Annotated in this window: 12 protein-coding genes; 9 read left to right on the forward strand and 3 right to left on the reverse strand. The window is 66.3% G+C overall.

From position 1 onward, the window contains the following. The first annotated feature begins 75 nt into the window (after positions 1-75). Both mbfA and AB1A62_RS15125 read left to right on the forward strand, forming a co-directional pair. Positions 76-1,050 (forward strand): iron exporter MbfA, encoded by a 975-nt coding sequence (gene mbfA, locus AB1A62_RS15120; protein ID WP_366662283.1) that lies wholly within the window; start codon positions 76-78, stop codon positions 1,048-1,050. Between the two features lie 403 nt (positions 1,051-1,453). Beyond that, positions 1,454-2,377, forward strand: a complete 924-nt coding sequence (locus AB1A62_RS15125; protein ID WP_366662284.1) for an AEC family transporter — start codon at positions 1,454-1,456, stop codon at positions 2,375-2,377. A gap of 10 nt (positions 2,378-2,387) precedes the next feature. Here AB1A62_RS15125 and AB1A62_RS15130 read toward each other — a convergent pair whose 3' ends face one another. After that, on the reverse strand, positions 2,388-2,729 hold the full coding sequence (locus AB1A62_RS15130) for a cupin domain-containing protein (protein WP_366662285.1): 342 nt from the start codon (positions 2,727-2,729) through the stop codon (positions 2,388-2,390). A 224-nt stretch (positions 2,730-2,953) separates the two neighbouring features. Between AB1A62_RS15130 and fghA the strand changes: the two genes are divergently transcribed. The 3 genes from fghA to AB1A62_RS15145 are packed head-to-tail and all read left to right on the forward strand — an operon-like array spanning position 2,954 to position 5,756. Then, positions 2,954-3,787, forward strand: coding sequence for an S-formylglutathione hydrolase (gene fghA, locus AB1A62_RS15135; protein ID WP_222476386.1), 834 nt, complete (start codon positions 2,954-2,956; stop codon positions 3,785-3,787). A gap of 17 nt (positions 3,788-3,804) precedes the next feature. Continuing rightward, entirely contained in the window at positions 3,805-5,301 is a 1,497-nt protein-coding gene (gene sthA / locus AB1A62_RS15140; protein ID WP_366662286.1) for a Si-specific NAD(P)(+) transhydrogenase, read from the forward strand. Continuing rightward, positions 5,298-5,756, forward strand: coding sequence for a YaiI/YqxD family protein (locus AB1A62_RS15145; RefSeq protein WP_174148736.1), 459 nt, complete (start codon positions 5,298-5,300; stop codon positions 5,754-5,756). Before sthA ends, AB1A62_RS15145 begins: the two co-directional genes overlap by 4 nt. On the opposite strand, the gene AB1A62_RS15150 is transcribed toward AB1A62_RS15145, so the two are convergent. Further along, complete coding sequence (locus AB1A62_RS15150; RefSeq protein ID WP_366662287.1) at positions 5,753-6,091, reverse strand: NIPSNAP family protein; 339 nt, start codon at positions 6,089-6,091, stop codon at positions 5,753-5,755. The two genes, AB1A62_RS15145 and AB1A62_RS15150, sit on opposite strands and share 4 nt — an antisense overlap. 401 nt (positions 6,092-6,492) lie before the next feature. Here AB1A62_RS15150 and AB1A62_RS15155 point away from each other — a divergent pair, with 401 nt between their 5' ends. Genes AB1A62_RS15155 through AB1A62_RS15170 form a run of 4 tightly spaced genes read left to right on the forward strand, consistent with a single transcriptional unit; the run spans position 6,493 to position 9,956 of the window. Beyond that, on the forward strand, positions 6,493-7,455 hold the full coding sequence (locus AB1A62_RS15155) for a DMT family transporter (RefSeq protein WP_366662288.1): 963 nt from the start codon (positions 6,493-6,495) through the stop codon (positions 7,453-7,455). Positions 7,456-7,460: 5 nt separating this feature from the next. Continuing rightward, on the forward strand, positions 7,461-8,081 hold the full coding sequence (locus AB1A62_RS15160; protein ID WP_366662289.1) for an HAD family phosphatase: 621 nt from the start codon (positions 7,461-7,463) through the stop codon (positions 8,079-8,081). Positions 8,082-8,112: 31 nt separating this feature from the next. Further along, positions 8,113-9,030, forward strand: a complete 918-nt coding sequence (locus tag AB1A62_RS15165) for an NAD(P)-binding domain-containing protein (RefSeq protein ID WP_366662290.1) — start codon at positions 8,113-8,115, stop codon at positions 9,028-9,030. Next, positions 9,027-9,956 carry an alpha/beta fold hydrolase gene (locus tag AB1A62_RS15170; RefSeq protein ID WP_366662291.1) on the forward strand — a complete coding sequence of 310 codons (930 nt, stop codon included), beginning with the start codon at positions 9,027-9,029 and terminating at the stop codon, positions 9,954-9,956. The genes AB1A62_RS15165 and AB1A62_RS15170 overlap by 4 nt, the downstream gene beginning before the upstream one ends. A gap of 128 nt (positions 9,957-10,084) precedes the next feature. Here the strand turns inward: AB1A62_RS15170 and AB1A62_RS15175 are convergent, their stop codons facing one another. Continuing rightward, positions 10,085-11,338 carry an MFS transporter gene (locus AB1A62_RS15175; protein WP_366662292.1) on the reverse strand — a complete coding sequence of 418 codons (1,254 nt, stop codon included), beginning with the start codon at positions 11,336-11,338 and terminating at the stop codon, positions 10,085-10,087. Between the last annotated feature and the right edge of the window lie 230 nt (positions 11,339-11,568).

Consider the following 11,568-nt stretch of genomic DNA (forward strand, 5'->3'; position numbering starts at 1 on the left):
AGGTTAAGCCGCATCATCTTGCGCTCCCTCGCGGAACCGTTATGTTTAGAATTATTCTAAACTGAGGGGCGGCAGATGCGATTTTTCACCCAGCGCAAGCACTTTGCGGATTTGACCGGCCAGGAAATCCTTGCCCTTGCAATCTCCTCCGAGGAGGACGATGCGCGCATCTACCGCGGCTACGCCGAGCGGCTGCGCGCCGAATATCCCGCCTCTGCGGCAATGTTTGACGGAATGGCGGCGGAGGAGGACGAGCACCGCGCCCAGCTGATTGCCCTGCACGAAGCGCGGTTCGGCCCCGCCATCCCGCTGATCCGGCGCGAGCATGTGGCGGGATACTATGCCCGCCGCCCCATTTGGCTGATGGAGAACCTCAGCCTGGACCGCATCCGCGACGAGGCCCGCGCGATGGAGCGCGACGCCGAACGCTTCTACACCGCCGCCGCCGCCCGCACCCGGGACGCGGCGACCCGCAAACTGCTGGGCGATTTGGCCGCCGCCGAGGCCGGGCACCAGGCCCGCGCCGGAGAGCTGCAGGAGGCGCATCTGGACGACGGCACCCGCGCGGACGAGGACCGCGCCGCCCACCGCCAGTTCGTGCTGACCTGGGTGCAGCCGGGGCTGGCCGGGCTGATGGACGGCTCGGTCTCCACCCTGGCGCCGATCTTTGCCACCGCCTTTGCCACCCAGGACACCTGGACCACCTTCCTGGTCGGCATGGCGGCCTCGGTCGGGGCCGGCATCTCGATGGGTTTCACCGAAGCGGCCTCGGATGACGGCGAGCTGTCGGGCCGCGGCTCCCCCGTCAAACGCGGGCTGGCCTCCGGCATCATGACCACCGTCGGCGGCCTCGGCCACGCCCTGCCCTACCTGATCCCGGATTTCTGGACCGCCACCACGCTGGCGCTGCTGATCGTCTTTGTGGAGCTTTGGGCCATCGCCTGGATCCAGAACCGCTTCATGGAAACCCCGTTCTGGCGCGCCACCATGCAGGTGGTGCTGGGCGGCGCCCTTGTGCTGGGCGCCGGCATGCTGATCGGCAGCGGCTGACCTAAACAGCTAAAGCCCTCCCGCCCGATCCGGAGCAGCCAAAGGCTGCCCCTTCCCGGTTGGGCCCGGCAGCGCTGACGCGCTGCGGTGCATGCCTTACTCTGGGCTTCTCTGGGTCAAGGGCGGCAAAGCCGCCGCGCCGTGGCGCGGTTCACCCTTGAGGCGGAGAAGCCCGGTCACACAATCGGCATGGCGCTCTTAGGGCACACCTGCCCTTAGAGCGCGTCTCTGCAGAACCCCTTGCCCCGTGCAGCGCACGGGGCCACGCCCAACTGTGAAAGGCATTCTTCAGAATGCCGCTGAACAGGCGGGAGCACGCCCCTGCCCCATCAAGACCTGCCCGTTCAACGCCTGCCCAAAAAACAGCCTTTGCCAATTGGTCAGCTCTTGTTACCAATTCCCCATGGCCGAGATCTTCTTCCGCACCCTGCCCTTCTTTGCAATCATCGGCCTCGGCTACTGGGCCGGGCGCAGCCGCTTCTTCACCGAGGAAGCCACCGCCTATCTCACCCGTTTCGTGTTCTACTTCCCGCTTTCGGCGATGATCTTCGGCTTCGCCGCCAACCTGTCCTTTGCCGAGGTCTTCGACCCCGCGCTGATCCTCGGCTACCTGGCGGGCACCTTGGCGGTCTATCTGCTGGTGACAGCCGTCGCCATGATCCGCGGCCTGGACGTGCCCACCGCAGCGGTGGAGGCGCAATGCGCGGCGATCGGCAATGTCGGCTTCCTGGGCCTGCCGATGATGGCGATCCTGTTCGGCCCGGCCTCCGCGGCGCCGATGATGGTGGTGCTCAGCGTCGATCTGGTGGTGTTTTCCTCGCTGATCGTGATCCTGATCAACGCGGGCCGCGGCCAGGGGCTTGGGCTGGCAACCCTGAAACTTGTTGGCTTGGGCCTGCTCAAGAACCCGATGATCCTGTCCATTGTCGCAGGCCTCGCCTGGTCGGCCTCGGCGCTGCCGATCCCGGAGCCCGCAAATGATTTCCTCACCATCCTCGGCGGCGCCGCCACCCCCGGCGCGCTGTTTGCCATCGGCGCCTCGCTCGCCTCGAAATCGGCGGAACGGGTGCAGGTCGCGGGCTGGCTCAGCTTTGCCAAGCTGGTGCTGCACCCGGCCTGCGTCGCCGTCGCGGTGCTGTGGCTGATCCCGGCGGCGCCGTTCTCTGCCGCGGTTGCCATCGCTGCCGCCTCGCTGCCGGTAGCGGGCAATGTCTACATGCTGGCGCAGCATTACGGCGTGGCCCCGCACCGGGCCTCCGCCGCCATCTTCATCTCCACCGTGGTGTCGATCGTCACCGTGCCGGCGGTGATCGCCTGGGTCTCCTGACCCGCAACCCCTAAAGCCGGATCACGTAATCCTTGCGGGTGGTCTCGATCACCTCCCAGGTACCGCTGAAGCCGGGCCGCAGGATGAAGCTGTCGCCCGCTGCCAGCGGGTATTCAGTGCCGTCGTCGCTGGTGATGACAGAGCGCCCCTGCAGGATCCGGCAGTATTCCCACTCGTCATAGGAAATCCGCCACTTGCCCGGCGTCGACTGCCAGATGCCGCAGTAAAGCCCGTCCCGCTCCTCCGCGTTCCAGGTGGTGAACACCGGATCGCCCGCAATCACCCTGTCGGCTGCCGGGCGCTCCACCTCCGCCTCCGCGGCCTCCGGTGTCAGTCTCAGAAAATTGCTCATGCCTTTGCCTCCCTCTGGTTCCAGCCGCGGACTGTCCCGGTTTTCGCGCCGGCTGTCCAGCACCCCCTGCGCAAATGCGGCAGCCGCCCGGCGGCCAAAGCCCCGATTGTTTGCGTTTCCGCAAGCCTCATGCCGCAAAAACCGGCATTGCTGCCGCCCATCCGCTGGACCCTGAGGCCAACTGCGGATAGCGATAGGGCTAACAGATTTGAGGAGCCTCACCCATGGAAACCGTTTCCGAGAACCGCGCCTTTGGCGGCACCCAGGGCGTCTACAAACACGCCAGCAGCGCCACCGGCGGCGACATGACCTTTGGCCTGTTCCTGCCGGAGGAGGCCAAGGACGGCCCGGTGCCGGTGCTGTGGTATCTGTCGGGCCTCACCTGCACCCATGAAAACGCCATGACCAAGGCCGGCGCCCAGGCCTGGTGCGCCGAGCAGGGCATCGCCATCGTGTTCCCCGACACCTCCCCCCGCGGCGAAGGCGTGGCCGATGATGACGCCTATGACCTGGGTCAGGGCGCGGGCTTCTACGTGAACGCCACCCAGGACCCCTGGGCGCCGCATTTCCGCATGTGGGACTACGTGGCCGAGGAACTGCCCGCGCTGCTGGGTGAGAATTTTGCGATCGACCTGGACCGCCAGGCGATCACCGGCCACTCGATGGGCGGCCACGGCGCGCTGACGCTGGCGATGAACCTGCCGGGCCGCTACAAGTCCGTCTCCGCCTTTGCGCCGATCTCCAACCCGACCCAGTCGGACTGGGGCCGCAAGCAGCTGAGCGCCTATCTGGGCGACGATGAAGCCGCCTGGGCCAAGCATGACGCCACCCTCTTGATGCGGGAAAAGGGCTTTGACGGCCCGATCCTGATCGACACCGGCACCTCCGACCAGTTCATCGACCTGCTGAAGCCCGAGGCGCTGGCCCACGCCGTCGCCGAACGCCGCCAGCAGGCCACCCTGCGGATGCAGCCGGGCTATGACCACAGCTATTTCTTCGTGTCGACCTTCATGGAGGAGCATGTCTCCTTCCACGCCGACGCGCTGTACCAGAACTAAGACCAAAGGACGCGGCCATGAGTGAAGACTTTGATTATGACCTGATCATCATCGGCTCCGGCCCCTCGGGCCGCGCCGCTGCCATCCAGGCGGGCAAGCTGCACCGCCGGGTGCTGGTCATTGACCGCAAGGACCGCCTCGGCGGGGTGTCGGTGCACACCGGCACCATCCCGTCGAAGACCCTGCGCGAAACCGTGCTGAACCTCTCCGGCTGGCGCGAACGCTCGTTCTACGGCCGCTCCTACCGGGTGAAGGACCAGATCGAGGCAAACGACCTGAAGGCGCGCCTGCACATGACCCTGGATTACGAGGTCGACGTGCTGGAGCACCAGTTCAACCGCAACCATGTGGACACCCTGAACGGGCTGGCGAAATTCATCGGCCCGAATGAGGTGGAGGTGGCGACTGAGGCCGGCGAGACTACCCGGCTGACAGCGGAGAAATTCCTGATCTCCACCGGCACCCGCACCTACCGGCCGGATTATGTGCCGTTCAACGGCAAGACCGTTGTTGATGGCGACGAGTTCCTGGAGATGGCCGAAATCCCCCGTTCACTGGTTGTGATCGGCGCCGGCGTCATCGGGGTGGAATATGCCACCATGTTCTCGGCGCTGGACGTGCGCGTCACCCTGATCGAGCCGCGCGAGACCTTCCTTGACTTCATCGACAAGACCCTGATCCAGGACTTCACCCACCAGATCCGCGAAAACGGTGTCGACCTGCGGCTCGGCTCCGCGGTCGAAAGCATCGAGGACCGGGGCGAGCATATCGAAGTGATCCTCGCAAACGGCCGCCATGTGCGCTCGGAAATGCTGCTGTTTGCGGCCGGCCGGATGGGGGCCACCGCGGCGCTTAACCTGGACGCCGTCGGACTCAAGACCGACCACCGCGGCCGCATCAGCGTTGACCGCAAGACCTATCAGACCGCAGTGCCGCACATCTATGCCGCCGGCGATGTGATCGGCCACCCGTCGCTGGCCTCCACCTCGCTGCAACAGGGCCGCGTTGCCGCCTGCCACGCGCTGGAAACCCCGACCCTGCCGGAAAGCCCCTGGTACCCCTACGGCATCTACTCGGTGCCGGAAATGTCCACCTGCGGCATGTCCGAAGAAGAACTGCAGGAGCGCGGCATCCCCTACGAGGTCGGCGTCGCCCGCTTCCGCGAAACCTCGCGCGGCCACATCATGGGGCTGGAGCACGGCATGCTGAAGATGCTGTTCTCGCTCAAGACCCGCAGGGTGCTGGGCGTGCAGATCGTCGGCGAAGGCGCAACAGAGCTCATTCACATCGCCCAGGCGGTGCTGAACCTCAAGGGCACGGTGGACTACTTCGTGCAGAACACCTTCAACTACCCGACCCTTGCTGAAGCCTATAAAATCGCCGGTCTCGACGCCTTCAACCGGATGCCAATCCCGGAAGAGTTCAAGGTCAAGAAACCCGCCCGCAAGGCCAAAGCCAAACCTGAGGCCAAGGCGGAGAAAGCCCCCGAGGCAGAGAAGAAGGCGGCAGAGTGACCGCGCTTTACATCGACGCCGACGCCTGCCCGGTCAAGCAGGAGGCCGAGCGGGTCGCCACCCGCCACGGGTTGCGCATGTTCGTGGTCTCCAACGGCGGGCTGCGCCCCTCGCAGAACCCGCTGGTGGAAACCGTGATCGTGGCCGAGGGCGCCGATGTGGCCGACATGTGGATCGCAGACCGCTGCGGGCCGGGCGATGTGGTGGTGACCGGGGACATCCCGCTGGCCGCCAAATGCATCGAGGCCGGCGCCCGCGTGCTGCGCCACAACGGCGAGCGCTTTACCCAGGCCAACATCGGCCAGCAGCTGGCGATGCGCGACCTGATGGCCGACCTGCGCGCCGCCAACCCGCTGGGCATGCAGGGCGGCGGCAAGGGCTTCACCAAGGCCGACCGCTCCCGCTTCCTGGACGCGCTGGAGCGCGAGCTGCGCGCCGCCAAGGCGGGCCGCTAAGCCATCGCGGCCTTCAGCGGCGCCAGATCCCCCTCCAGAACCGGCCGCAGGAAGGTCCGGTCATAGCGCCGGACAATCCCGTTTTCCCGGGCGAAGCGGAATGCCGCCAGGCAATCCTCATCCTCAAAGCTCTTTGCGCGGTAGTCCTCATAGGCCGCCAGCGACGGGAAGGAAAACAGCGCCACCGCCAGATCATTGGCGCTCTCATGCGGCAGGAAATAGCCGTGATGGGTGCCGCCGAACCGCTCCACCAGCGGGATCCAGGCCTTGGCGTAGACCTCAAAGGCCTCAACCTTATCGGGATGAATTTCATATGTGATGTAACAGGTGATCATGGCCGCCTCATGTGCTGGTTTACGGCCAAACCTAGGCGCCGCTGCCCGCCGTGCCCAATGACTTTGCGTGATCCCCCTGTTCGCAAACGCAAATGCTTGCCGCCGCAGGCCTGCTCCCGGGTCAAGGCTCCGCGCCAGCGGACCGCGCGGCAGCGCGGCCTGGCCTTGACCAGGGTTCAGGCCGCCCAACACTTGGGCAGGCGCGTTCAGGGCAGACCTGTCCCTGAACCGCTTCTCAGCCAATAAACCATCCCCCCATCGAACACCGGCCCCGGCGTTCTGTCGCCAAAATACCGCCCCGGAAATTTGCCCGGAAAAATTGCATTTTCCGCCCCCCGCCCCATTGCCCGAACAAACCAATTGCGCCACTGATCAAGGGCAGGAGACGGGAGGGCAACGGCATGAGCGCAGAGGTGAAGATCAGCGTCCCCGGCCTGTTTGCCGCCGCCGGCGCCGGCATTGCCTTTTCCGTCATCGACATGATCTTCAAGTTCCTGTCGGGCGACTACCCGCTTTATGAAATGGTGCTGTTCCGCTCGGTCATCGCGGTTGCGGTGATGCTGGCGATCATCATGCCGCTGGAGGGCGGCTACCACCTGCTGCGCACCCACCAGCCGAAACTGCACCTGCTGCGCTGCCTGGTGGTGTTCTTTGCCAACATCTGCTTCTTCACCGGCCTTACCCTGCTGCCGCTGGCCGAGGCGGTGGCCATCGCCTTTGCCACGCCCCTCATCGTCACCACCCTGTCAGCCCTGTTCCTCGGTGAACGCCCCGGCCCCTGGCGCTGGGGCGCGGTGGTGGTCGGGTTCCTGGGCGTGCTGATCATCATGCGCCCCGGTGCCGGCACGTTTCAGCCAGCTGCAATCCTGCCGTTCCTCGGCGCCTGCGGCTATGCCACCCTGCACGTGCTGACCCGCCGCGCCGGCGGGTCCGAGGCCGGCGCCACGCTGGCCTTCTACCCGATGCTGGGATTTCTGGTGCTCAGCGCCCTGGCCGGCCTGGTCTTCGGTGACGGACGCTTTGCCACCAGCGACAGCCCCGCCTTCAACTTCATCCTGCGCGCCTGGATCTGGCCCGCGCCTGAAGACTGGCCCTATCTGATCGGCGTCGGCATCGCGGGCTCGGCCGGCGGTTACCTGGTCAGCCAGGCCTACCGCATGAACGAGGCCGCGCTGGCGGCGCCTTTTGAGTACATCGCGATGCCGATGTCGGTCCTGTGGGGCGTGCTGATCTTCAACGAATGGCCTGACCTCGCCGTCTGGGCCGGAAGCGCCCTGATCATTGCCTCCGGCCTGGTCTCGGTCTGGCGCGAAACCCGCAAGAACCGCCCCGCCCCGCGGCCCCGCCCGCGCGCAGAAGGATGAACCCTATGACCATCGACGCCGTCGTCTTCGATATCGGCCGCGTGCTGATCGAGTGGGAGCCGGAACGCTTCTACGACAGCCGCATCGGCGCGGCCCGCCGCCAGCAGCTGTTCGAACAGGTGCCGCTGCACGAAATGAACCTGAACGTCGACCGCGGCCACCCCTTCCGCGGCAGCGTCTATGCCCTGGCAGAGCAGCACCCGGAGTGGGCTGAGGAAATCCGCTGGTGGCACGACTGCTGGCTCCAGCTGGTCCCGCGCGAAATCCCCCGCTCCGTCCGGCTGATGCAGATGCTGCAGTCCAAGGGCGTCCCGGTCTTTGCCCTCAGCAACTTCGGCACCGAGACGTTCGAGATCGCCTGCGGCGCCTACCCGGCCTTGCGTGGCTTTGACCGCACATTTGTCTCGGCGCATCTGAAATGCATCAAGCCAGAGCCGGAGATCTATGCCATTCTCGAACGCGAAACCGGGGTGGAGCCGCAGCACCTGCTGTTCACCGACGACCGGCCCGAAAACATCGAAGCCGCCGATGCGCGCGGCTGGCAGACCCATCTGTTCACCGCCCCCGCGCCATTCGCCGGGCGGCTGGTGCAGGCGGGGCTGCTGACCGAACAAGAAGCCGCCTGAGACGGCCCGCAGAAAGAAGGACAACAGGCCCATGACCATCCCGTTCATCAGCTTTGAAGAAGGTGAAGCCCTGCTGGATTGGGTCAGCTTCGCGGACGCGCTGGCCGCCAGCCACGACCTGCCCAAGGCAGAGATCGGCGACACTTTCCTCTACCGCGATCCCGACACGCTGCTGAGCCGCTCCGCCTGGATCGACGGGCTGGGCATCGCGGTGAAAACCGCCAACATCTTCCCGCGCAACCCGGATTCGGGCAAGCCGATGATCAACGGCTCCGTCTGCCTCTACTCGGACGGCGACGGCACGCTGGAGGCCCTGGTGGATTTCCACCTGGTCACCAAGTGGAAGACCGCCGGCGACAGCCTGCTGGGCGCCCTGCGGCTGGCCAATCCGGAGGCGCAAGAGGTGCTGATCGTCGGCGCGGGCACCGTCGGCGCCTCCCTGATCGAGGCCTTCGGCGCCGGCTTCCCGCAGGCGCAGGTCCGGGTCTGGAACCGCACCGCCTCCAAGGCCGAAGAGCTCTGCGCCCAGTACCCCGGCACCCTGCACGCAGCAGATCTGGAACCGGCGGTGCGCGCCGCTGACATCATCGTCACCTGCACCATGTCCTCCGATCCGGTGATCAAGGGCGAGTGGCTCCGCCCCGGCCAGCACCTCAACCTGATCGGCGCCTACCGCCCCGACATGCGCGAGGCCGATGACGAAGCCCTGAAGCGCGCGCAGATCTACTGCGACAGCTTCGACACCACCCTGGACCACATCGGCGAGTTCAAGATCCCGCTGGCCGCGGGCACCATCCAGCGCAGCGACGTGCTGGCGGATTACTACGGCCTCGGTAAATTCCCCGCCTTCGATCCCGCACAGATCACCCTGTTCAAGAACGGCGGCGGCGCCCATCTGGACCTGATGACCAGCCACCACATCCTGCAGAAGTGGAAGGCCCGGGCATGATCTGGCTGCTGGCCCTCGCCGTTCTGGCAGCCGCCGTGGCGCCCTTCCTGCGCGAGCGTCTGCGCAGACCGATGGATGCCAAGGCCCGCCAGACCGCCCCCGGGGCGCTGGCGCAGCTGCCTGGCGGCTGCACCCACTACCGCTGGACCGGCCCCCTGCGCGGCCCCGTCGCGGTCTGCGTGCACGGCCTCACCACACCGTCTTTCGTCTGGAACGGCATCGCCAAGGGGCTGGGCGCGATGGGCTACCGGGTGCTGACCTACGATCTCTACGGGCGCGGCTACTCGGACCGCCCCTCCGGCCCGCAGGACCGCGCCTTCTTCCTCACCCAGCTGGAGGAGCTGCTGGCGGATCAGGAGGTCGGCGACGATGTCACCCTGATCGGCTATTCCATGGGCGGCGCCATCGCCACCGCCTTTGCCGCCGCCCACCCCACCCGCCTGCGCGAGCTGATCCTGCTGGCGCCGGCCGGCTTCGGCCGCAGCCCGGACCGGGTGACCCATATCATCCGTCATGTCCCGCTGATCGGCGACTGGCTGATGCACGCGATCTACCCCGCCCTGCATCTCCGCGGCACCGAGGCGGAGCGCGATCTGCCCTCCTCCGTCCCCGGCATCACCGACCTGCAGCAGCAGGAGCTGAGCTACCGCGGCTTCATCCCGGCCGTGCTCGCCTCGCTGCGCGGCATCCTGAACGGGGATTTCACCGAAGAGCTGCACAGCCTGCACAAGAAGGGTGTGCCCGCGCTGGCGGTCTGGGGCCGGGAGGACGCGGTGATCCCGCCGTACTCAGCCGGCCGCCTCGCCGAACGCGCCCGCTCCGTCCGGCAGGAGGAGATCGCCGGTGCGGGCCACGGGCTGCCCTATACCCACACTGAGGAGGTGCTGGAGATCATTGCCCGGAACCACCGCCGCGGCCTCACCTGACCACAGCCGCCCCTTTTCATCTTTCCGGAAATACTCCGGGGGCTGCCACTGGTGCGCCATTGGTTCAAGTCCGATGGCGGCGGGCAGCGCCCCGGTTCTTTGACCGGCCCCGGAACGGGCCGCCTGCGTTACGCCGCCGCCGGAGCCGCCGCTGCCTGCCCCAGCGGGCGTTCCTTCACCGGCAGATGCACGATGGCGCTGAACGCCCCGACGCCGACCCCGATCCACCAGACCAGGGTGTAATCGCCATAGGCGTCATACATCCGCCCGCCCAGCCACACGCCCAGGAAGCTGCCCAGCTGGTGGCTGAAGAACACGATGCCGTAAAGCGTGCCCATGTAGCGCAAGCCATAGATATGCGCGACCAGGCCGGAGGTCAGCGGCACCGTCGCCAGCCACAGCGAGCCCATGGCCACCGAGAAGATGATGACGCTGAGGGGCGTGATCGGGAACAGGATGAAGGCCGCCGCCGCAATCGTCCGCCCGGTATAGATCGCTGCCAGCAGGTATTTCTTGGAATAGCGCTTGCCCAGGTAGCCCGCCAGCAGCGTGCCGCCCACATTGGCGGCGCCAATCAGCGAAATCGCCGCCGCGCCCAGCGCGGACGTGGTGGTGATGCCGATCGAATGCAGCGCCCCGCCCGGCAGGATCGGTCCGCACATCTCGGTCACGAAGGCCGGGAAATGCGCGGTGACAAAGGCCAGCTGATAGCCGCAGCTGAAAAAGCCCAGGAAGATCAGCGTATAAGAGGGGTCCTTGAAGGCCTTCTTCAGGATCGCCCCCATGCTCTCTTCCAGTTCCATCTTCGACGCCGCCTCCGGCGCCCGCATCAGCGGCAGCAGCGCGATCAGCGCCAGCACCACGCCTGCAAACAGCAGGAAAATCGTTTGCCAGGGCAGGAAGCCGAGCAGCCACTCCGCCGTCGGCGCGCCGAAAATCTGCCCGGCGGACCCGGCCGCGGTGACAATCGCCAGCGACATCGAGCGGTTTTCGTCGGAACTGGCGCGCCCGACCACCGCCAGCACCACGCCGAACCCGGTGCCGGCAATGCCAAAGCCCACCAGCCACTCATAGGCCTGCATCTCGAACGGCGTGGTGGACGCCGCGCTCAGCACCAACCCCGCGGCATAGACGATGGCGCCCATCACGATCGCCTTGCGGTCGCCGATCTTCTCGGCAATGGCACCGAAAACCGGCTGCCCGATGCCCCAGGCCAGGTTCTGGATGGCAATCGCCAGCGAGAACTCAGACCGCAGCCAGCCGAACTCCTCGGCAATCGGGATCTGAAAGACGCCAAAGGAGGCGCGCACCGCAAAGCTCACCATGATGATGATGCAGCCCACGATCAGAACGGGGGTAAACAGCGGCGCGGAACGGTCCATCGGCTCTCTCCTGACAAGCTGTGGAACCCTCAGGGAAATTCGCCGCCCGGTCAAATCAGGAATTTTGCGCGCATCATTAAGAAATTTTGATGTGAGGCGGTACGGCTCCCCGGCCAGGGCCGCCGGCGCACCTGAAACGCAGCAGCCAGCCGCCTGCCCTGACAGACCCCCGCCCCCGGTTCCCTTGCGGCTTGCGGCAAAGCCAATATAAAGGTCGGCGAAGATCAAAC

This window comes from Leisingera sp. JC11 (assembly GCF_040704725.1).
Lineage (GTDB): Bacteria > Pseudomonadota > Alphaproteobacteria > Rhodobacterales > Rhodobacteraceae > Leisingera.

Excerpts from the sequence above, each read along its gene's own strand:
- mbfA (WP_366662283.1), top strand. The coding sequence starts at position 76 with ATGCGATTTTTCACCCAGCGCAAGCACTTTGCGGATTTGACCGGCCAG.
- AB1A62_RS15125 (WP_366662284.1), top strand. The coding sequence starts at position 1,454 with ATGGCCGAGATCTTCTTCCGCACCCTGCCCTTCTTTGCAATCATCGGC.
- AB1A62_RS15130 (WP_366662285.1), bottom strand. The coding sequence starts at position 2,729 with ATGAGCAATTTTCTGAGACTGACACCGGAGGCCGCGGAGGCGGAGGTG.
- fghA (WP_222476386.1), top strand. The coding sequence starts at position 2,954 with ATGGAAACCGTTTCCGAGAACCGCGCCTTTGGCGGCACCCAGGGCGTC.
- sthA (WP_366662286.1), top strand. The coding sequence starts at position 3,805 with ATGAGTGAAGACTTTGATTATGACCTGATCATCATCGGCTCCGGCCCC.
- AB1A62_RS15150 (WP_366662287.1), bottom strand. The coding sequence starts at position 6,091 with ATGATCACCTGTTACATCACATATGAAATTCATCCCGATAAGGTTGAG.
- AB1A62_RS15155 (WP_366662288.1), top strand. The coding sequence starts at position 6,493 with ATGAGCGCAGAGGTGAAGATCAGCGTCCCCGGCCTGTTTGCCGCCGCC.
- AB1A62_RS15160 (WP_366662289.1), top strand. The coding sequence starts at position 7,461 with ATGACCATCGACGCCGTCGTCTTCGATATCGGCCGCGTGCTGATCGAG.
- AB1A62_RS15165 (WP_366662290.1), top strand. The coding sequence starts at position 8,113 with ATGACCATCCCGTTCATCAGCTTTGAAGAAGGTGAAGCCCTGCTGGAT.
- AB1A62_RS15170 (WP_366662291.1), top strand. The coding sequence starts at position 9,027 with ATGATCTGGCTGCTGGCCCTCGCCGTTCTGGCAGCCGCCGTGGCGCCC.
- AB1A62_RS15175 (WP_366662292.1), bottom strand. The coding sequence starts at position 11,338 with ATGGACCGTTCCGCGCCGCTGTTTACCCCCGTTCTGATCGTGGGCTGC.